Below are 19,282 nucleotides of genomic sequence, written 5' to 3' on the forward strand. Positions count from 1 at the left end.
CGGCTGAGAGCATTTTATGAGCACCGATACCCTGAAACTGATCCTTGAAGACACCGACGGCACCCAGCTGGAAACTTCCTGCACCCGCGTTGCTGTGGTGTGGCAGGGCAAGGAGATCTGGATCCAGCACGACGGTCGCGGCCAACTGCTGATCGGTGTGGACGTCGAAGAAGGCGACGCCGAGTACGCCAACCTGCTGATGCGCCCATTGGCCACCAACCTGATGAGCCTGCAGCTGGAAATGGAACCGGCCGACATGGAAGGTGATGATGACGATCACGTCCACGGTCCTGGCTGCAACCACTAAGGAAGCTTGCGTATGCTCGCCCTCGGCAAACTGCTTGAACTGACCCTCGCCGGTCGCGAACCGGCGCAAAAAATTCAACTGACTGTCGACGGCGTGCAGATGCGCTGGCTCAGCGAGGGCGCGCTGGAAGTGCGTCCGCCGCAAGCCTCGGACAATGGCAGCGACCTGCTGCTGTCGTCCGGCATCCATGGCAACGAAACCGCGCCGATCGAATTGCTCGACCGCCTGTTGCATGGCATCGCCCGTGGGGAGATCAAACCCCGCACCCGTATTCTGTTCCTCTTCGGCAACCCCGAGGCCATGCGCCGCGGCGAGCGTTACCTCGAACTGGACATCAACCGGCTGTTCAATGGCCGTCATGAAAGCAACATCGGCCCCGAAGCCATGCGCGCCGCGGAGCTGGAACAACTGGCCCGTAGTTTTTTCAGCAAGCCCGAGCGCTCGCGCCTGCATTACGACCTGCACACCGCCATCCGTGGCTCGAAGATCGAGCAGTTCGCGCTGTACCCGTGGAAAGACGGGCGCCAGCATTCGCGACGCGAGCTGGAGCGGCTGCGTGCGGCCGGGATGGAAGCGGTGCTGCTGCAGAACAAAACGTCCATCACCTTCACGGCCTTCACCTACGAGCAACTGGACGCCGAGGCTTTCACCCTGGAATTAGGCAAGGCGCGGCCGTTCGGACAGAACCAGGGGGTGGACGTCTCACGCCTGGAGGCGCGCCTGACTCAGATCATCGAAGGCAGCGAGCCTGAGGCGGACAGCCTGGATGGGTTGAAACTGTTCGCTGTTTCGCGGGAAGTCATCAAGCACAGCGATGCGTTCCTGCTGCACTTGCCCGCGGACGTGGAAAACTTTTCTGAGTTGGAAAAGGGTTATCTGCTGGCCGAAGACGTGGCCAAGACCCGTTGGGTGATTGAGGAGGAGGGCGCGCGCATCATCTTCCCCAACCCGAAGGTGAAAAACGGTTTGCGTGCAGGGATATTGATTGTGCCGACCACGGACGTGGGCCTGGCATAGACCTGGACCGAATGTGAGAGGGGGCTTGCTCCCGATAGCAGTGTGTCAGTCAGCTCATCTGGAGCTGAGACACCGCCATCGGGGGCAAGCCCCCTCCCACATTTTGTTTTGCAGTATTGCTTAGACTGCTACCGCCCGTGGCTCGCTGCGGCGGATCGCCCGCACTTTGTGCAGGGTGTCGGCGCACGTACGCGCGGCTTCCTGACCCTTGTGCACGAAGTGCTCATAGAAGAATGTGGTGTGTTCACTGCCGGCGTGGAAGTGATGCGGGGTCAGGGACACCGAGAACACCGGCACTTCGGTTTCCAGCTGCACCTGCATCAGGCCGCTGACCACCGATTGGGCAACGAATTCGTGGCGGTAGATGCCGCCGTCCACCACCAACGCGGCGGCAACGATGCCCGCGTAGCGACCGGTCTTGGCCAGCAGTTTGGCGTGCAGGGGCATTTCAAAGGCACCGCCGACTTCGAAAAAGTCGATGTCCGATTCCTGGTAGCCCTGGGCGATCATTTCGGCGAGAAAGCCCTTACGGCTCTGGTCGACAATATCCTTGTGCCAGCAGGCCTGGATAAACGCGACGCGCTCGCCGTGATGGTTTTTGCTTTTGCTGTCGATAGCGGTGGGTTGCATGTTCTGACTCCTGTTTAAGAAAAAAACAGGGCGTTATGAATCGAATGGGATTTCAAGGGTATGCAACGCGTGGGCATGCGGGCATGCGGTCAACGTGCGGCCCTTGGGTGCCAATCCCGTTCTCTCTTCATCCGGACTATGACCGTCGGCCCCGGGATCACACCGGGTCTGCTGACCTTGCCGCCGGCCTGCGTAAGCAGTCCAAGGCGCCAAGCGCTCGCGGGCTATACACATTGCGTGTAATTACCGCCGGTGGGGAATTACACCCCGCCCTGAGAACGTTGCCGCCAGAACCCTGGCGGCGCAGAGTTTTTAACACGGTTTTTCAGAAACTGCACGGACGTCGTATCGATTAGCTATATCGGTTTGTTTGGTTGGTATTCGATTGAATGCACACGGGGCTTGATATTGCGCGGCTTTGCCCGCAGTAATCGTCAATACGACAAAACGCCCCATCTGCCCGAGGCCAGTTAGATGACCGTGATAGACCTTCGCAGCGACACCGTGACCCAACCCACCGCCGGCATGCGCGATGCCATGGCCAGCGCCGCCAGCGGCGATGACGTCTACGGTGAAGACCCTAGCGTCAATCGCCTGGAAGCCGAGCTGGCCCATCGCCTGGGGTTTGCCGCTGCGTTGTTCGTGCCCACCGGCACCATGAGTAACCTGCTGGCGCTGATGGCCCACTGCGAACGCGGCGAGGAATACATCGTCGGGCAGCAGGCCCACACCTACAAATACGAAGGCGGCGGTGCGGCGGTGCTGGGCTCGATCCAGCCACAGCCGCTGGAGGTGCAGGCGGACGGTTCTCTGGATCTGGATCAAGTGCTGGCGGCCATCAAACCCGACGACTTCCACTTCGCCCGCACCCGCTTGCTGGCTCTGGAAAACACCATGCAGGGCAAAGTGCTGCCCATGGAGTACTTGGCCAAGGCGCGAGCGTTTACCCGTGAGCATGACCTGGCCCTGCATCTGGATGGCGCGCGTCTCTACAACGCCGCGGTCAAGCTGGGGGTGGATGCGCGGGAGATCGCCCAGCATTTCGATTCGGTGTCGGTGTGCCTGTCCAAGGGCCTCGGCGCTCCGGTAGGCTCGGTGTTGTGCGGGTCTACCGCGCTGATCGCCAAGGCGCGCCGTTTGCGCAAGATGGTGGGCGGCGGCATGCGCCAGGCCGGTTCATTGGCGGCGGCGGGTCTGTATGCCCTGGATCATCAAGTGCAGCGCCTGGCCGAAGACCACGCCAATGCCCAGTGGCTGGGGGATGAGCTGCGCAAGGCCGGTTACAGCGTAGAGCCGGTGCAGACCAACATGGTCTATGTGCAGGTGGGCGATCAGGCCCAGGCATTGAAGGCGTTTGCCGCCGAGCGCGGGATCAAGTTGAGCGCGGCGCCTCGTCTGCGCATGGTCACCCATTTGGATGTTAATCGGGCGCAGATGGCACAGGTGCTGGAAACATTCGTCGAATATTCGCGTAAATGAACGTGCAGACCGTCTAATTGAACCTCTCTATCGCATAAACACGCTGTACCACCGGCAAAGGGCCGATATAATGCGGCCCTTTGCCGTCGCTCCGTCTGATGATGTTGCGCACTGGCCTTTGGCCGCAGCCTCCGTGGAAGAACCTAATGAAAAGCGCAGAAATCCGTGAAGCCTTCCTTCGCTTCTTCGAAGAGCAAGGTCACACCCGTGTCTCCTCCAGCTCCTTGATCCCAGGCAATGACCCTACCCTGCTGTTCACTAACGCGGGGATGAACCAGTTCAAGGACTGCTTCCTGGGCCAGGAAAAGCGCGCCTACACCCGCGCGGTCAGCAGCCAGAAGTGCGTGCGCGCCGGTGGTAAGCACAACGACCTGGAAAACGTCGGCTATACCGCCCGTCACCACACCTTTTTCGAAATGCTCGGCAACTTCAGCTTTGGCGATTATTTCAAGCAAGACGCGATCAACTTCGCCTGGACCTTCCTGACCGGCGTGCTGAAACTGCCGAAGGAAAAACTCTGGGTCACCGTCTACGCCAGCGATGACGAGGCGTACGACATCTGGACCAAACAAGTGGGCGTGCCGGCCGAGCGCATGGTGCGTATCGGCGACAACAAAGGCGCACCTTACGCGTCCGACAACTTCTGGACCATGGGCGATACCGGCCCATGCGGCCCTTGCACCGAGATCTTCTACGACCACGGCGCCGATATCTGGGGTGGCCCGCCGGGCTCGCCGGAAGAAGACGGCGACCGTTACATCGAGATCTGGAACAACGTTTTCATGCAGTTCAACCGCACCGCCGATGGTGTGTTGCATCCGCTGCCGGCACCGTCGGTGGACACCGGCATGGGCCTGGAGCGGATCAGTGCGGTGATGCAGCACGTTCATTCCAACTACGAAATCGATCTGTTCCAGAGCCTGCTGGCTGCGGCCGCCAAGGCCATCGGTTGCAGTAATGATGACCAAGCCTCGCTCAAAGTGGTGGCCGACCACATCCGTTCCTGCGGCTTCCTGATCGCCGACGGCGTACTGCCGTCCAACGAAGGCCGTGGCTATGTGCTGCGTCGCATCATTCGTCGCGCTTGCCGTCACGGTAACAAGCTGGGCGCCAATGGCAGCTTCTTCTACCAGATCGTCGCGGCCCTGGTCGCCGAGATGGGCGATGCCTTCCCGGAACTCAAGCAGAACCAGGCGCACATCGAGCGCGTGCTCAAGGCCGAAGAAGAGCAGTTCGCCAAAACCCTGGAACAGGGCCTGAAGATCCTCGAACAAGACCTGGCCAACCTGTCGGGCAACGTGGTGCCGGGCGACGTGGTGTTCAAGCTCTACGACACCTACGGCTTCCCGATGGACCTGACCGGCGACATCGCCCGCGAGCGCAACCTGACCCTCGACGAGGAAGGTTTCGAACGCGAGATGGAAGCCCAGCGCGTACGCGCACGCTCGGCCAGTTCCTTCGGCATGGACTACAACAGCCTGGTCAAGGTGGATGTGGCCACCGAGTTCACCGGCTACAAGGCCACCAGCGGCTCGGCCAAAGTGGTCGCGCTGTACAAGGAAGGCCAGTCGGTCGACGTGTTGAACGAAGGCGACGAGGGTGTCGTGGTGCTGGATCAGACCCCGTTCTATGCCGAATCCGGCGGTCAGATCGGCGACTGTGGTTTCGTCAAATCCAGCTCCGGTCGTTTCGACGTACGTGATACCACCAAGACCGGCGGCGCCTTCCTGCACCACGGTGTGCTGGCCTCAGGCAGTCTGACCGTAGGCTCCCCGGTGGACACCCAGGTAGACGCCGACGTGCGCCACGCCACGTCGCTGAACCACTCGGCCACCCACTTGCTGCATGCCGCCCTGCGCCAGGTGCTGGGTGAACACGTTCAGCAGAAAGGTTCGTTGGTCGACAGTCAGCGCCTGCGTTTCGACTTCAGCCACTTCGAAGCGATCAAGCCAGAGCAGATCAAGGCACTGGAAGACATCGTCAACGCCGAAATCCGCAAGAACACCCCGGTTGAAACCGTCGAGACCGATATCGAGACGGCCAAGGCCAAGGGCGCCATGGCATTGTTCGGCGAGAAGTACGGCGACAGCGTGCGCGTGCTGAGCATGGGCGGCGATTTCTCGGTGGAACTGTGTGGCGGTATCCACGCCAACCGTACTGGCGACATTGCCTTGCTCAAGATCATCAGCGAAGGCGGCGTGGCGTCCGGTGTACGTCGTATCGAAGCGGTGACCGGCGCTGCGGCCCTGGCATACCTGAACGCGGCGGAAGAACAACTCAAGGAAGCGGCCAGCCTGGTCAAGGGCAGCCGCGACAACCTGATCGACAAGCTGTCCGCTGTCCTGGAGCGCAACCGTGCCCTGGAGAAACAGCTGGAACAGTTGCAAGCCAAGGCTGCCAGCGCAGCGGGCGACGATCTGTCGGCTTCGGCCGTTGACGTCAAGGACGTGAAAGTCCTGGCCGCACGCCTGGACGGTCAGGACGGCAAGGCGTTGTTGGCCCTGGTCGATCAGTTGAAAAACAAGCTCGGCCGCGCAGTGATCCTGCTCGGCGGTGTCCATGAGGAAAAGGTCGTACTGGTTGCCGGTGTAACCAAAGACCTGACTGGCCAACTCAAAGCCGGTGATTTGATGAAGCAAGCCGCTGCGGCAGTGGGCGGGAAGGGTGGTGGTCGTCCGGACATGGCGCAAGGCGGTGGTGTAGACGCCGGTGCCCTGGATGCGGCCCTGGCTCTGACCGTGCCGTTTGTCGAGGCTGGCATTTAAGGCACTGTGAATCGGCCCGCGGTCTAGTCGCGGGCCTGATCAGTGCTGGTTGATTGGATATTTAGGCGCCCCTTTACGGGCTGAGGCGGCTGGAAATGGCTTTGATCGTACAGAAATTTGGAGGCACCTCGGTCGGCTCTGTCGAAAGAATCGAGCAGGTGGCCGACAAAGTTAAGAAATTCCGCGACGCTGGCGACGACCTGGTGGTGGTGCTGTCGGCCATGAGCGGCGAGACCAATCGCCTGATCGATCTGGCCAAGGCAATCAGTGGCGACCAGCAACCGTTGCCGCGCGAGCTGGATGTGATCGTGTCCACCGGCGAACAGGTGACCATTGCCCTGCTGGCCATGGCCCTGAACAAACGCGGCGTGCCGGCTGTGTCCTACACAGGCAGCCAAGTGCGCATCCTCACCGACAGCGCTCATACCAAGGCGCGTATTCTGCAGATCGACGATCAGAAAATTCGCGCTGATCTGAAAGCCGGGCGTGTGGTAGTTGTAGCGGGCTTCCAGGGTGTGGACGAGCAGGGCAACATCACCACCCTTGGCCGTGGCGGTTCGGACACCACCGGCGTGGCGCTGGCGGCAGCTCTCAAGGCTGATGAATGCCAGATCTACACCGATGTGGATGGCGTCTACACCACGGACCCGCGTGTGGTGTCCGTGGCGCAGCGCCTGGACAAGATCACCTTTGAAGAGATGCTGGAGATGGCCAGTCTCGGTTCCAAGGTGCTGCAAATCCGCGCGGTGGAATTCGCCGGCAAGTACAACGTTCCGCTGCGCGTATTGCACAGCTTCAAAGAGGGTCCGGGCACCCTCATTACTATTGATGAAGAGGAATCCATGGAACAGCCGATCATTTCCGGCATCGCTTTCAACCGCGATGAAGCCAAGCTGACGATCCGTGGCGTGCCAGACACCCCGGGCGTGGCATTCAAGATCCTGGGCCCTATCAGTGGCGCAAACATTGAAGTCGACATGATCGTGCAGAACGTTTCGCACGATAACACCACCGATTTCACCTTCACCGTGCACCGCAACGAATACGATGCGGCTGAGCGTATTCTGCAGAACACTGCAAAAGAAATCGGCGCCCGTGAAGTGGTGGGTGACACCAAGATTGCCAAGGTCTCCATCGTAGGCGTGGGCATGCGTTCCCACGCCGGCGTTGCCAGCCGCATGTTCGAAGCCCTGGCCAAGGAAAGCATCAACATCCAGATGATCTCCACCTCGGAAATCAAAGTCTCGGTGGTGATCGAAGAGAAGTACCTGGAACTGGCTGTACGCGCGCTGCATACCGCTTTTGAGCTGGACGCTCCGGCCCGACAGGGCGAGTGACGTAATGCCAGAAAGGCGCGGTTTACCGCGCCTTTCATTTTTTTGTGGGCTGCGTGTGTAGGACCTGTTCTTTTGCGCGCGCTCGACAATACTTAGGCGGGTAGGGCTATGGCTTTCGGGTTGTAGGTCGAAGGCCTTTTTTTTGCAGACTGTTGTTCCTGAACTGAAATGCGTGAGGAGAAAGGCATGCTGATTCTGACTCGTCGTTGCGCAGAAAGCCTGATTATCGGTGATGGAGAAATCACCGTGACCGTGCTCGGCGTTAAAGGCAATCAAGTGCGTATCGGGGTTAACGCTCCGAAAGAGGTAGCGGTCCACCGCGAGGAAATCTACCTGCGGATCAAGAAAGAGAAGGACGAAGAACCAAGCCTTTAATTTTTATCGTTTTTTATGTTTGCAAACGGGGATGAACGTGGTTAATATACGCCCCGTGTTGCGGAGAGCTGGCCGAGTGGCCGAAGGCGCTCCCCTGCTAAGGGAGTACACCTCAAAAGGGTGTCGGGGGTTCGAATCCCCCGTTCTCCGCCATTATTTGCTTAGTACGTTGCAATCTGGATTTATCGGTAAGTTGTTGAAATTACTCGAAAAAATCGCTTTACATAGAGATTGAACGGCCTATAATGCGCGGCAACAAATGCACTCGTAGCTCAGCTGGATAGAGTACTCGGCTACGAACCGAGCGGTCACAGGTTCGAATCCTGTCGAGTGCACCATTTAAGAGTTAGCTGCAGCGATGCAGGTAGCTTGGCTTCAACCAGTTGTGATCTGGTCTAAAAACACAATCTGCACTCGTAGCTCAGCTGGATAGAGTACTCGGCTACGAACCGAGCGGTCACAGGTTCGAATCCTGTCGAGTGCACCATACAAACAAAAAGCCCGCCTAGCGCGGGCTTTTTGCCGTCTGGGGTTTTATCTTTTTTCTCTCGGCCCATGTGTTTTCCTTTCCGTCTGCGTCGTCGCAGTTCATAGATGCGGCCAATACTCAACTTTGGCTCGCAAGCGCTTGTTCTTTCCAGTTTTTTAACGTTAAAAGCGGACGCAAGGTGTATCATTGCGCCCGTCAGCCCCGCCGGGGCTTGTGGAATACCTCCATGGACTTACCCAGTAGTTACTCAGTGCCCCGTTTCACCAATCATGAATTGACTGATTGATCCTTCCGGCGTGCCCCGCTGCTGGGAGTGGAGTTCGCCTATGACCGAAGTTGAAGTAAAGAAAACTCAAGAAAGCCTGCAGGATCGCCTTGCTCAAGTTATCGAGCTGCTGCAGCGCCAGCGTGTGGTCGAAGACCTAACGCACCGCCAGGAAGGTCCTCACCACGACCGCGTCGAAAACCTGGTGCACCGGCAAAACCTCGTCGAGCTGCAACGCAAGCTCGATGATCTGCACTCTGCCGACGTCGCCTACATACTTGAAGCCCTCCCGCTCGATGATCGACTGACCCTGTGGCAGTTGGTCAAGGCCGACCGTGATGGCGACATCCTGCTCGAAGTGTCGGACTCGGTGCGTGAAACCCTGATCGCCGACATGGACGATCACGAACTGTTGGCGGCGGCCAAGGAGATGGACGCCGACGAACTGGCCGACCTGGCGCCGGAATTGCCGCGTGACGTTGTCCACGAGCTGATGGAGGCCCTTGACGGTCAGCAGCGCGAGCGCGTGCGCTCAGCGTTGTCCTACGATGAGGATCAGGTCGGCGCCCTGATGGACTTCGAGATGGTCACCATCCGTGAAGACGTCAGCCTGGAAGTGGTACTACGCTATCTGCGTCGATTGAAAGAATTGCCAAGCCACACCGATAAGCTGTTCGTGGTGGATTACGAAGGTATTCTCAAGGGTGTGCTGCCGATCAAACGGCTGCTGGTCAACGACCCTGAGAAAAAAGTGGCCGATTTGATGGCTAGCGACACGGTGAGCTTTCATCCTGACGAAGATGCTTACGAGGCGGCTCAGGCCTTTGAGCGTTACGACTTGATTTCGGCTCCCGTGGTCGATAAGAACGGCAAGCTGATTGGTCGTCTGACTATCGATGAAATCGTCGACCTGATCCGTGAAGAGAGTGAGACCGAAGTCCTCAACATGGCGGGTCTGCGTGAAGAGGAAGATATTTTTGCCTCGGTTTGGCGTTCGCTGCATAACCGCTGGGCGTGGCTTGCAATCAATCTGATTACTGCGTTTATCGCATCCCGCGTGATCGGATTGTTCGAAGGCTCCATCGAGAAGCTGGTGGCGTTGGCGGCGCTGATGCCGATTGTGGCAGGCATCGGCGGCAACTCAGGCAACCAGACGATTACCATGATTGTGCGTGCGATGGCACTGGATCAGGTGAGTACTGCCAACTCCTCGCGATTGCTGCGCAAAGAATTGGCGGTGGGCTTGATCAACGGATTGGTATGGGGCGGCGTGATCGGCGTCGTGGCTTACTTGCTGTATGGCAGCTGGTCGCTTGGCGTAGTGATGACTGCCGCCATGACCCTTAACCTTCTGTTGGCGGCGCTGATGGGGGTGTTGATACCCATGACCTTGGCACGCCTGGGACGCGACCCTGCCATGGGTGCCAGCGTGATGATCACGGCCATGACCGACAGCGGCGGCTTCTTTATATTCCTGGGCCTGGCGACGATCTTTCTCCTCTAAGCCAACTCGATGCGCGGCTGCCCGGCCGCTACGCCGCAAGAGCGAGCAGACTTGCTCTTGCGGTTGTCTTCACAAATCCCACGCAAAAAAAAGCCAGCACTAGGCTGGCTTCTGCTTTCAGTTGCAATTCATTCGGCTTCTGCGGCCGCCTCAACGTCGTGCGCGATCAGCGAGACGAGAGCATTTTGCTGGCGATGGGAGAGCTGACGAAAACGCTGCAGCAGTTCGCGTTCGTGCAGCGACAGCTCAGGACTGTCCAGGCGCATGCTCAACTCTTCACCCAACGCACCTTCCTGAATAAGGCTCTGTTCCAGGCGCGCGATGATTTCGGAGTTCATGCTGCGGTGATGATTGCGAGCCACCTCGGCAATGCGTTCCCGCATTCCGTCTGGCAGACGTACGACGAACTTGTCAGCCGTACGGCTGGAATAAATTGCCTGTTTCAATGGGCGCATATATTTAACCGGTTAGTTCAGGGGAGCGGTTTCTGGAATTGGCCGCAAGATGAGTGTTAAGACAAGACTCACGACCAAAGTTCAACCCGAATTGCAAAGAGGCCGCATCATGCCTCACATTTGCCAGTTCCTTGGCGTCAATTCTGTGACAAATATTGAACTGCCTGGAGGCTTTATGCCAGCACTGATTTGCATTTTTGCGGACTGGTTGGAAAACATTCACTTGAGGGGCTACCCAGATGGAACTATCCCGAAAACCCAGTCGCAGCAGGGTTTGAGGCCGCACATCCTATAGCAAAGTGGCCTTTTGCCCTTATCCTTTAGACTAGTGGCAAACGGCCAAATGAGTAGGGTGAGGCGACGTAAGGTATGGGTGAATGAAAGGAAGAGGAGGAGCTGTCAGCGCAGGATCGGATCGAATTTGATCCGACGGCCTACGAAAAGGGTTAGTAAGAAAAAGCAGGCGGATATGCCGCTGATAATTAAAGCGGTGCTTTGCTCATCTTTTGTATACGTCTCTAAGCCATACAGGCCGGTGGCGGTGGTCAAGCACAAAAAAAGCCAGGCAGATTTGCTCATTATTAAATTCTCAGAAAACCCAGTGTTCGGATGTAGGTGCGGCCTGGGTGCCCTGGGTCAGGCGTACGGGAGATTGCGCGGTTGGCGTCATCACTGCCAGTTGCGGGCGTTGCTGCAAGTGGTGTGGAACAGCGTGTTGGCTGATCTGCGCTGGGTCCTGCGCATTTGACGATTGAAAGTGAAACATCACCAGTGCAGCCAGGGCGACAGAATTGAGAGCTAACAGAAGGGCGCTGTTCATGGGCATGTTCTCCGTTTACCGCCTGGCTGAGTGGTGGGGTATAAGAACAGTATTGCAGGTGTCGTGCCAAACCATTAACTCAATAAAATCAATGGCTTGTAGGCGTTTATGCTGCTTCTCAGGTTGCAATTTGCAACGCGACCAGTTTGGGGGAGTGCATTTTGCACGACTTAGACCAAGTGCCTATGTATACGGGGCGAAACCGAATTCGCTGTAGTCAGGATCGGCTTACGGGCAAAAAGCCTAAGGACGACATGACAAAACTCACCTCCGCCGTTAACATGCACGCCGTCCATCGCCGCCATGGCTTGATGGCTGTCATTAGTCCCAGTAGCTCAATTGGATAGAGCATCCCCCTCCTAAGGGGAAGGTTGGCCGTTCTTATCCGACATTGGTTTAACTGCATATTGAAAAGGTTCGCCTAGTAAGGGCTGCGCGCCAGTCAGCGTCCTTTTTACTGCATATTCAATGCACCTGAATCGTGGTCGGATCTCAGGATCGAACTTTCATAACCCGCTGTTTTTGCGTAAGATGCCGACGCTCAATGTCCTCTTAGTTCAACGGATAGAACGAGCCCCTCCTAAGGGCTAGATGCTGGTTCGATTCCAGCAGGGGACACATCATCCGCATTTCCTTCCCTTCCCAAGTCTTTTGCTACTCATCTGGCAACAAGCTACGCGACTGCGCACACGATGCGTCCTTCTTCAGTCGCTACCGTTCCCATCAGAAAGCTCGATCAACTAGAAGACGGTCTTGAGGGTGTTTGAGCCGAGGCACCACAAGGTTGCCGTCGGAGGAAGTTTCCCTTCCGTCGTTTAGGAATAGGCTTCTTAGCGATGCTGGCGATTGATAGAGCGCAGTCTTCTTCCGTCAGTTGATAATGTTTTGATGCCACAGCCGCCTTAAGGTGCTCTCTGGCAGTCCGAGCTCTTTCGCCGCTTGGGACTGGCTGAGCCCACGCTTCTTCAGCTCCTGCACCGCCAACCATTTCTTTCTAGCCTCCACGACGCTAGGCGCGGCCAAGGCTTGTGGCTCTGATGGGAGTAGGGCATCCGCTAGCCCTAAGCCTTCTGCTTCGGCCAGCGCAGCCAGGAGAGCTTCCCGCACTGTGCACTTCTCATGGGAGGCAGCAGCTAGTGCCAGCAAAGTTATTGGCTCTACTTTCAGCGCTGAGGCAAGTCGGGCACTCATTTCGATGGTCGCTGAGCTTCTACCGAGCTCTAGCTCGCTCACGTGGGCCTGTGTGAACGAGCCCGCGAGTTTTGCTTGAGACAAGCCTTTCCGAGTGCGAAGCAGTTGAACCACTGCTGCATAAGATTTCCGCAGCGACATTTCACTATCCCAATAAAAAGAGACGGTATGTCGCATTTGCCTGCCGCCGCACAAACAGATATATTTGTATTCGTGGCGGTATTATGCCTCAGCTGCTAATTATCGAATATTGACAGAGAGGGATTGGGCCGTGGATAGGATCATCGAAGACGGTCTGTTGGGCGATCTTGGTGTCAGCCTGATGGGTTCTGAGCACGGTCTTGAGGAAGCGATGCATGCGGCCAGAAAGCGCTACAAATGGATGCCCCTCTGCGCCGTAGAAGAGTGGATCATCCTAGACGCCATCGTCACCGACGCCGAGCGAGCGAAAGTTACCGCTGCAGGCTGCCAGCCAATGTTTATGTTTGCCCACAAGGTCGTGGATGACGAGCAGAGACGCTTTGAGCCGGGCCATTGGGTGCGCTCAAGCATGGGCACCGCTTTCAAGGAATGCTACCTATTCGAAACACGCAACACTGTCTACGTCTTGCTCGGCCCAGGCCATCGTAAGTCTGCTTCTATCGAAGCGATATTTTCCCTTTTCTGATTTCCCACGGTTCTGCTGGGCAACTGACTTGCTCCAGCAGTTTGAGGCGACACATGTTCAGAACCTTAGACAACGACCTGATAGGCGTCCCAGGAATGTTCGGGGAGGGCGTGTCCCATTGGCGCGGAGTCTCAAGGCTGCTCCGAACGCCTTGGTATCACTTAACCCTTAGCGTCGAAAACGAGGGTCGGCCCAGCGAATGCGCAGTGATGATTGACGACACCTACCAGCTTCAAAAAATGTTGGTAAGCCAAGGTGCGGATTTAGCTATCACCGAGATTATGGCTGTGACGCCATCTTGGATGAATAAGTCCGGAGGCTGGCAGATGGAGCGGTTAACCAGAATAACCGTAGGTGAGGACAGGTCTGGTTGTGAGGTTTGCTTGTTGGAAGTGGCTAAGGGGGCGGTGTATCACACGTCACACCAACGAGACTTCAAGATTGAAGCGCTAGCCAACCTGAGGCCCGTCTTTCTCTCAAGCATGATTCGATCAGCCTGAAAATTACCAGTAATCCCCCACGGTACCAGCGCGCCTGGTTGCGTGTGCAATTCTTGATAACTCCATACAGACAGCAACTGGAGCCCAACGATGCTGGACACATTAGATGTAAATTTTCATGGCAAGTGCCACACCGATTTCGACCTTTTGCGAATCTTAAAAGCTCACGAGCATGGCTTCGACATACCGGTCACTGCGTACCTTTGCGGCGTTTCCATCAGATCACGAGCAGGTATCGGTGTTGTTTTTGGCCACAAGCGTAAAGACCAGTATGGGCGGTTCGGAGACGGCCATTTGATCCGCACTTCTGACGTATTGAAAGTTGAGCGCGAAGGCAGATTCTGGGTTATGACGACGGAGAATAGCCGTTATGTATTAGCAACTTTTCAGCGCCAAAATGGCCGCGCCAGCTTGCGTGATTTTTTGCGTACCACTAATGGGCAGTACCATCCGACCCCTCGGATCTTGCAGTGATATTTCAGGAGGGAATGTCTCGGCCTACTGTTGTGAGTTTGGGATCAAGGTGGCTTCATGCTCCTGAGGAAAGGCGAGGTCGTCTCCATTGCTTCCGGTATCTTTGACGCCTACAGCCGGGAAGGGCCGTTTGTAGCGACCCAAGATTCGACCTTGGCGCATTCGTTGCCGAGACCGTATCTGCTGTTACGGAAACTTGGGAAATCACCGAATTGCTTTGGGAGCTTCCTCGGTTGCTTGTTGAGCAAGGTCTCCTTGTCGAGCTACCTTGTCGACGAATTCACTTGGGGTCTTTGGGTGACGTTGAACTGACGGAAGAAAGCCGACCCAGCGCTCTGTTGGGGATGGTACGAGTGGCGTAGGCAGAAAGTTATCCAGGCGCAGCCAAATGGGTCGCATCGAGCCATCGCTGCACTTGCCAACCATGTGCCTAAGCTGACAGTGGTGACTCAAAATGTTGATGACCTTCATGAACGCGCCGGCAGCCAAGATGTGATTCATCTACATGGCAGCCTGCACTCTCCTCGATGCATTGATTGCGGGATTGCGTATACGTTGCCCCTCACGACTGACGCGCTGCCTGAGGATGGAAGTCGGATTGAGCCGCCGCGATGCAGCGCTTGCAGCAGGTATGTTCGGCCTGGCGTCGTTTGGTTTTGTGAGATGCTTCCGGAGGACGCATGGAGTGCAGGTCTCGCAGCAGCAGAGGACTGCGATTTTTTCCTTTCGATTGGGACATCCGGGATTGTGTATCCGGCTGCCGAGCTACCGCTACGTGCTTTGGGGCACGGGGCGACTGTCGTTCACATCAATCCTGTGCGGTTTGATATCAGCAGTCAGGAGCACTTTCTTCAAGGCCCTGCCTCGATCATGATGGAGGGACTATTTCGCGAGACCTTCGGCGACTTTCCTACCTCGTAGTTCGAGGGGGATTCACGTTGCCTCTGCCTTGAGCTTGCCCCCTTGGGATACGGCTGGCGTGAACCAAACCCTGACTGCGTCAGGTTTTGGCCCTCCGGGCTTACATCCTCAAGCCTTTGGCCCGTCTGGCCGGAGCGCTCCGCTCGCACCTTTGGTCACAACGTGCGGCGTTATCTCGATGATTGTAGAAGCAAGCCTCACCTGCGTATTACTGCGCTAGAGGCTTTGTATTTTGACGCCGCCTCAATCGGGGGCAGAGTACCGTGTTTTATATTAGGCCCGAGGAGACTTCACGCAGAACGCTTCTGGATGAGATCCAGCAGCAACTTGCCATCGGGCATGGGTGACATGGTGCGCAAGAATACGACGTTTTTTTGCACCGTTTTCTTGATCTCAGCGGCTGAAATTGGCTTGTCCAGGATGGTGAAATCCATCAGTCGTTGAAAGTGGCACTCTCCGAGATAGCCGTGATGCTCACGCTTTTCAGTTTCACCAGTGCCTTGGCCGAATGCGACGATTCCTTTGCCGTTCTCGTACAAGAAGACCACATCGCCTTTCTGTATACGATCAATGTTGTACTTCCAGGGGCCATAAAAGGCTGCTGCGCTACCCTCGCTGAGCATGCGGTCATGGTCTTCCAATGAGTGACGCTTATTCGTATTTAGAAGGTGGAAGCTCGATGGTTCGAGTGACTCGATGTCTACCGCCGCTTGCTCTTCGTCATCAAGCTTAAGAGCAACCTTAGCGGCTTCAACCCCCTTCTCAAGCAGTTTAAGCATTGTCTCCTGGCGACTCAGATCAAGCTGATCAGCTAAACCTTCGATGAAGGAGTAAAGCTCCTTGGGCATGCGGATAGATGCGGACGCTAGGTCGTTCTTCGTCTTCGCGGCGTTTTCGATGAGCGAAATAATGTCGTTCATGGGATGGATCTCCTGTCAGATGTAGTAAAGCATCCCATGGTATAAAAATAAAATCAATTTGTGCTTTTTTAAAAAAGCAAAAAAAGAAGCTAAAAAAGTAAGCCAGGCGCTCCGATTTCATGCCCGCTTGAACACGCTGACCAGAGATCCTTCCATCGGACAGGTGATCCTGGATGGGGCATACGGAAGCCAATCGCTCCTTATGGGTGTATATTCATACAGTGATCATGTTATGCCCAGCGGAGGGCGCTGGCATAACGCTGGAAAGGTGCTTAGATCAATGCTTAATGTCATGTCGCCACCAGCAAGGAAGAGGATTTAACTTGGCCACTCTTACCGATAAAGAAATAGAAGCCCTGAAAATCGAGAACTTCATTTTTCACGTGGTGCATCATCGAGCTGATGATCCGATACTTTTTGACGATACTCCCTTGAGCACCTTCGAGCCGTTCTTCATTGACCGCATCAAAGAAACCCTCAAGGGCAATAAATTTTCTTTCGCTGAAATATCTCAAGTAAAGGCCAAATTGAATAGCTGGGAGAAGGGTGAGTCGAATTTTGTCGATATCTCCAAGAGCTTGGCGCGACAATTTCATCGCCTTGGCGATAAACGCATGAAGTCAGGCGTGTTGATTGTAATTGGCTTGGTTACAGGCGCTAAAAAGTTTTATTCTTTAATCAAGTATGACTCTGAAAAAGTTGTCACATTTGAAACCAAGGGCGCCCAGGCAATTCTTCAGGCAGTTACTAACAACTTTACTGAATCACCAAAAGCGTTGCAGAAATCAGCCCTTATTGATTTGGATTCCAAAGACTCAGAAGTGGTGATCATTGATAAAATGAGCCGCTCAGGAATCAGTGACTTCTTCAAGGAATTCCTGGGTGTAGAGCGTCTCCGGAACTCAAAGGAAATGACGGTAGATTTGGTGAAGGCAATCAAAAAAACTGTAAGGACACACCTGGGTGATCTACCGCCTGCTATCACATCAAAAGTCGCTGAGAAAGTCGTTGAGATTGCGAAAAAGCGTAAAGACTTTGAAGTCGACGAATTCTTCACAGATTTTTTTGGCATCAATGGCCAAGATGAAATTCGGGCGACCTTCGACAAAGAATTGGAAAGCCTAAATTTGACTGGTGAGGTGTTCTCCTATGATGAGGAAGAGTTACCTACCAATGAGGCAAAGAAATACGTAACAAGCGAAGGCATCACCATCAATATGCCTGCACGGGCAAAGGGAAGCTTAACTATCGAAAACGGAAAGGATGAAACTGTCATTACTATTCGTACAAGTCGCTTGCGTGAATCATGAAACAGCTAGCGCTGGAACTTCGCAGCTTCTTTGAGCGACTTGCGGCGTCGGGCGGTTCTGCGCAGATTGAGACTGCGCATATTGTTCGAATTGATGAAGTAAGCGTTACATCTTCTGAGTTTGTTCGAGAGTTGAAAGATCTTGCCCAGCGTGTTTGTTCTGATGGCATCGGAACGATAGAGCTTTTTGGAGAGGTTTCCGACAGCATCGAGATCAAGGATTTAGATTTGGAGGATGTAGAAAATGACAGACTAACACTAATCTTGGAGAAGCCAGCGGATGATGGTTGGTGTTATTTCCTCACTTTAAGAGGTTTCGAAAACTGGCTGAGAACAAATCAATTCTCAGCACATACCTCACAGAAAAAAATGTGTGTATGGGTTGCAGGTGAAACCTTTGAGTTTTCCACTCATCAGTTTCTAGTTAAAGAAATGGGTGGAGATAAAAGTTTACCTGCCGCCACTCAACATCCTGAAAAGCCTTGGAAAATGGTACGGGATCTTACCCACTCCCTTACCCCACCGTCGCTTGAGCCATGGCTGCTAACCGCTGAGCCAATTACTGAAAGCGAACCTTTTACAGCCTGGAAGCGCGTGGCGGTGGAAAAGCTTTCCTTTTGCTTGCCAGCCGAGATTCGCAAGGAAGATGATGATACTCATGTAATATTTCGAGGCGGGCGCTCACTCCCCATAGCTATAGACCAGCCTATTAACTGGGCTGATATCAATTTTGAAACACTTCACGACACCTGCCAGTGGATTTACTCCACCCCTAGGGAGTCTGAAACGAAATTCCAACTTTTCAATAACCACATTGCTATCAACTGGAACAGTGGGACGACGTGGCCCTCTGGCTCAACGCCACTCTTGAAAAATAGCCTCTCGGGGGCCAAGGAAGCGTTCGCCTTTCATCTTCAGGATCAGAGCAAGGAGGCTGTCAAAAGCCTGGGGGATCTGCGCAAGGGTTTGCAGGACGAGGTTAATAAGACACAAACCGCGACAAGGGATTTAATATCAGCTCTCTGGCGTGATTTCGCGGTGGCGGGTGTTGTCTTAGCTCTCAAGACTCCGATAGCGACTACAGGCGTAGCGGATACAGCTACCACGATTCTGTATCTAGGCGTTTCTGTACTTCTCATATTGAGCATGGTTATCAACACTCTATCAACCTTGCGTTTTAACAGTCTTGCTGACACCAGTAGAGAAGGATGGCGGAAGAAGATCTACAACTTTATGTCTGCCGACGACTGGAAGCGCTTGGTTGAAAAACCTATATCGTCCGGACGCACTGTTTACTGGCTTGCTTGGGCTGTGTGCTTCTGTCTATACGCAGCCATTGTCCACTACTTCCTATCGCTTGCGGCGCCTAGCTTTGTAGCGAATCACATCGATTATTATTTTTTCTACGCGTGGAACTACATCACCGCCTTTTTTTAATAAAACTATAATTACAACTACGATTAACTCTTTGTGGCAGCAGTGTTGCTGCACAGATATTTAGAAGCTATGCCAGGAACCGTCAGGGGCTTGCTTACGCATCAGAAGATAGTCTGGCTGAGGTAGAGGCTATAGCCATTACTGTCCGCATTCCGTTGCTCGCCCGTAATGTACCCAAATAGGGTCATTAAGCCTAAAAATGATGGTTAATGTGACTGATTTGGGACATTAAATATGTATCCCAGAGCAACGTACCACTGGCGTTCGATTCTAGGAGGGTAGTTGACTCTCGGATTCGCTCGCCTCCTGGCGAGCCCAGCGCAACACCGCTATCGACATGAATTGTCTAATAGCCAGCGCTCCCCGTTCATTTCTGGCTTTCGAGCCAGGCAGGGTCAGTGCTGCCTCTACCTTGGCAC

At 55.1% G+C, this 19,282-nt stretch carries 17 protein-coding genes, 4 tRNA genes, 1 pseudogene and 1 riboswitch; of the genes and pseudogenes, 16 read left to right on the top strand and 6 right to left on the bottom strand.

The annotated features are described in order from the left end of the window. Positions 1 to 16 precede the first annotated feature (16 nt). Together K1567_RS22860 and astE are read left to right on the top strand one after the other, a co-directional pair. Positions 17 to 307 carry a hypothetical protein gene (locus tag K1567_RS22860; RefSeq protein ID WP_034099931.1) on the top strand — a complete coding sequence of 97 codons (291 nt, stop codon included), beginning with the start codon at positions 17 to 19 and terminating at the stop codon, positions 305 to 307. A 12-nt stretch (positions 308 to 319) separates the two neighbouring features. Then, positions 320 to 1,324, top strand: coding sequence for a succinylglutamate desuccinylase (gene astE / locus K1567_RS22865; protein ID WP_034099929.1), 1,005 nt, complete (start codon positions 320 to 322; stop codon positions 1,322 to 1,324). 120 nt (positions 1,325 to 1,444) lie between these two features. Here astE and K1567_RS22870 read toward each other — a convergent pair whose 3' ends face one another. Then, on the bottom strand, positions 1,445 to 1,954 hold the full coding sequence (locus K1567_RS22870) for a 6,7-dimethyl-8-ribityllumazine synthase (protein WP_003193604.1): 510 nt from the start codon (positions 1,952 to 1,954) through the stop codon (positions 1,445 to 1,447). Between the two features lie 114 nt (positions 1,955 to 2,068). Then, positions 2,069 to 2,238: riboswitch (FMN riboswitch) on the bottom strand. Between the two features lie 190 nt (positions 2,239 to 2,428). Here K1567_RS22870 and ltaE point away from each other — a divergent pair. The 8 genes from ltaE to mgtE all read left to right on the top strand — a co-directional run bounded on the left by ltaE (position 2,429) and on the right by mgtE (position 10,169). Beyond that, positions 2,429 to 3,433 (top strand): low-specificity L-threonine aldolase, encoded by a 1,005-nt coding sequence (gene ltaE, locus K1567_RS22875; protein ID WP_034099927.1) that lies wholly within the window; start codon positions 2,429 to 2,431, stop codon positions 3,431 to 3,433. 146 nt (positions 3,434 to 3,579) lie between these two features. After that, positions 3,580 to 6,198 carry an alanine--tRNA ligase gene (gene alaS / locus K1567_RS22880; protein ID WP_040269234.1) on the top strand — a complete coding sequence of 873 codons (2,619 nt, stop codon included), beginning with the start codon at positions 3,580 to 3,582 and terminating at the stop codon, positions 6,196 to 6,198. Positions 6,199 to 6,293: 95 nt separating this feature from the next. Continuing rightward, the gene (locus K1567_RS22885) at positions 6,294 to 7,535 is read left to right on the top strand and encodes an aspartate kinase (RefSeq protein WP_034099923.1); all 1,242 of its coding nucleotides are present in this window, start codon (positions 6,294 to 6,296) and stop codon (positions 7,533 to 7,535) included. Between the two features lie 186 nt (positions 7,536 to 7,721). Then, complete coding sequence (csrA, locus tag K1567_RS22890) at positions 7,722 to 7,910, top strand: carbon storage regulator CsrA (RefSeq protein WP_003175645.1); 189 nt, start codon at positions 7,722 to 7,724, stop codon at positions 7,908 to 7,910. 62 nt (positions 7,911 to 7,972) lie between these two features. Continuing rightward, a tRNA-Ser gene (locus tag K1567_RS22895) sits at positions 7,973 to 8,063 on the top strand. 108 nt (positions 8,064 to 8,171) lie between these two features. Then, a tRNA-Arg gene (locus K1567_RS22900) sits at positions 8,172 to 8,248 on the top strand. A gap of 72 nt (positions 8,249 to 8,320) precedes the next feature. Next, positions 8,321 to 8,397, top strand: a tRNA-Arg gene (locus tag K1567_RS22905). 329 nt (positions 8,398 to 8,726) lie between these two features. After that, on the top strand, positions 8,727 to 10,169 hold the full coding sequence (gene mgtE, locus K1567_RS22910; RefSeq protein ID WP_034099922.1) for a magnesium transporter: 1,443 nt from the start codon (positions 8,727 to 8,729) through the stop codon (positions 10,167 to 10,169). A gap of 128 nt (positions 10,170 to 10,297) precedes the next feature. Here mgtE and K1567_RS22915 read toward each other — a convergent pair whose 3' ends face one another. From K1567_RS22915 to K1567_RS22925, 3 genes are all read right to left on the bottom strand, one after another. Beyond that, on the bottom strand, positions 10,298 to 10,624 hold the full coding sequence (locus K1567_RS22915) for an Arc family DNA-binding protein (RefSeq protein ID WP_017849200.1): 327 nt from the start codon (positions 10,622 to 10,624) through the stop codon (positions 10,298 to 10,300). Positions 10,625 to 11,023: 399 nt separating this feature from the next. Continuing rightward, positions 11,024 to 11,203: a PA3371 family protein gene (locus K1567_RS22920; RefSeq protein ID WP_047882818.1), complete on the bottom strand. Its 180-nt coding sequence runs from the start codon at positions 11,201 to 11,203 to the stop codon at positions 11,024 to 11,026. A 10-nt stretch (positions 11,204 to 11,213) separates the two neighbouring features. Further along, the gene (locus K1567_RS22925) at positions 11,214 to 11,444 is read right to left on the bottom strand and encodes a hypothetical protein (RefSeq protein WP_034099919.1); all 231 of its coding nucleotides are present in this window, start codon (positions 11,442 to 11,444) and stop codon (positions 11,214 to 11,216) included. 546 nt (positions 11,445 to 11,990) lie between these two features. Here K1567_RS22925 and K1567_RS22930 point away from each other — a divergent pair. Continuing rightward, a tRNA-Arg gene (locus tag K1567_RS22930) sits at positions 11,991 to 12,062 on the top strand. Between the two features lie 252 nt (positions 12,063 to 12,314). Here K1567_RS22930 and K1567_RS22935 read toward each other — a convergent pair. Beyond that, on the bottom strand, positions 12,315 to 12,812 hold the full coding sequence (locus K1567_RS22935; protein ID WP_310794503.1) for a helix-turn-helix transcriptional regulator: 498 nt from the start codon (positions 12,810 to 12,812) through the stop codon (positions 12,315 to 12,317). Between the two features lie 94 nt (positions 12,813 to 12,906). Here K1567_RS22935 and K1567_RS22940 point away from each other — a divergent pair, with 94 nt between their 5' ends. From K1567_RS22940 to K1567_RS22950, 3 genes and pseudogenes are all read left to right on the top strand, one after another. Beyond that, positions 12,907 to 13,302: a DUF6957 family protein gene (locus K1567_RS22940; RefSeq protein WP_220698876.1), complete on the top strand. Its 396-nt coding sequence runs from the start codon at positions 12,907 to 12,909 to the stop codon at positions 13,300 to 13,302. Positions 13,303 to 13,892: 590 nt separating this feature from the next. Continuing rightward, positions 13,893 to 14,276 (top strand): hypothetical protein, encoded by a 384-nt coding sequence (locus K1567_RS22945; RefSeq protein ID WP_220698877.1) that lies wholly within the window; start codon positions 13,893 to 13,895, stop codon positions 14,274 to 14,276. A 318-nt stretch (positions 14,277 to 14,594) separates the two neighbouring features. After that, a pseudogene (locus K1567_RS22950) lies at positions 14,595 to 15,197 on the top strand (Sir2 family NAD-dependent protein deacetylase); the annotation flags it as partial. A 290-nt stretch (positions 15,198 to 15,487) separates the two neighbouring features. Here the strand turns inward: K1567_RS22950 and K1567_RS22955 are convergent. Continuing rightward, on the bottom strand, positions 15,488 to 16,117 hold the full coding sequence (locus tag K1567_RS22955; protein ID WP_220698878.1) for a hypothetical protein: 630 nt from the start codon (positions 16,115 to 16,117) through the stop codon (positions 15,488 to 15,490). 323 nt (positions 16,118 to 16,440) lie between these two features. Between K1567_RS22955 and K1567_RS22960 the strand changes: the two genes are divergently transcribed. Then, positions 16,441 to 17,427, top strand: coding sequence for a nucleoid-associated protein (locus K1567_RS22960; protein WP_032894897.1), 987 nt, complete (start codon positions 16,441 to 16,443; stop codon positions 17,425 to 17,427). Next, positions 17,424 to 18,863 (top strand): hypothetical protein, encoded by a 1,440-nt coding sequence (locus K1567_RS22965; protein ID WP_220698879.1) that lies wholly within the window; start codon positions 17,424 to 17,426, stop codon positions 18,861 to 18,863. The genes K1567_RS22960 and K1567_RS22965 overlap by 4 nt, the downstream gene beginning before the upstream one ends. The last annotated feature ends 419 nt before the right edge of the window (positions 18,864 to 19,282 follow it).

It is taken from the genome of Pseudomonas sp. S5F11, assembly GCF_019641515.1.
Taxonomy (GTDB): Bacteria; Pseudomonadota; Gammaproteobacteria; order Pseudomonadales; family Pseudomonadaceae; genus Aquipseudomonas; species Aquipseudomonas rhodesiae.

Bases quoted from the DNA above. Each gene is read 5' to 3' on its own strand.
- K1567_RS22920 (WP_047882818.1), bottom strand. From the start codon at position 11,203: ATGAGCAAATCTGCCTGGCTTTTTTTGTGCTTGACCACCGCCACCGGC.
- K1567_RS22925 (WP_034099919.1), bottom strand. From the start codon at position 11,444: ATGAACAGCGCCCTTCTGTTAGCTCTCAATTCTGTCGCCCTGGCTGCA.
- K1567_RS22870 (WP_003193604.1), bottom strand. From the start codon at position 1,954: ATGCAACCCACCGCTATCGACAGCAAAAGCAAAAACCATCACGGCGAG.
- K1567_RS22935 (WP_310794503.1), bottom strand. From the start codon at position 12,812: ATGCGACATACCGTCTCTTTTTATTGGGATAGTGAAATGTCGCTGCGG.
- K1567_RS22860 (WP_034099931.1), top strand. From the start codon at position 17: ATGAGCACCGATACCCTGAAACTGATCCTTGAAGACACCGACGGCACC.
- K1567_RS22955 (WP_220698878.1), bottom strand. From the start codon at position 16,117: ATGAACGACATTATTTCGCTCATCGAAAACGCCGCGAAGACGAAGAAC.
- K1567_RS22915 (WP_017849200.1), bottom strand. From the start codon at position 10,624: ATGCGCCCATTGAAACAGGCAATTTATTCCAGCCGTACGGCTGACAAG.
- alaS (WP_040269234.1), top strand. From the start codon at position 3,580: ATGAAAAGCGCAGAAATCCGTGAAGCCTTCCTTCGCTTCTTCGAAGAG.
- csrA (WP_003175645.1), top strand. From the start codon at position 7,722: ATGCTGATTCTGACTCGTCGTTGCGCAGAAAGCCTGATTATCGGTGAT.
- K1567_RS22945 (WP_220698877.1), top strand. From the start codon at position 13,893: ATGCTGGACACATTAGATGTAAATTTTCATGGCAAGTGCCACACCGAT.
- K1567_RS22885 (WP_034099923.1), top strand. From the start codon at position 6,294: ATGGCTTTGATCGTACAGAAATTTGGAGGCACCTCGGTCGGCTCTGTC.
- ltaE (WP_034099927.1), top strand. From the start codon at position 2,429: ATGACCGTGATAGACCTTCGCAGCGACACCGTGACCCAACCCACCGCC.
- mgtE (WP_034099922.1), top strand. From the start codon at position 8,727: ATGACCGAAGTTGAAGTAAAGAAAACTCAAGAAAGCCTGCAGGATCGC.
- astE (WP_034099929.1), top strand. From the start codon at position 320: ATGCTCGCCCTCGGCAAACTGCTTGAACTGACCCTCGCCGGTCGCGAA.
- K1567_RS22965 (WP_220698879.1), top strand. From the start codon at position 17,424: ATGAAACAGCTAGCGCTGGAACTTCGCAGCTTCTTTGAGCGACTTGCG.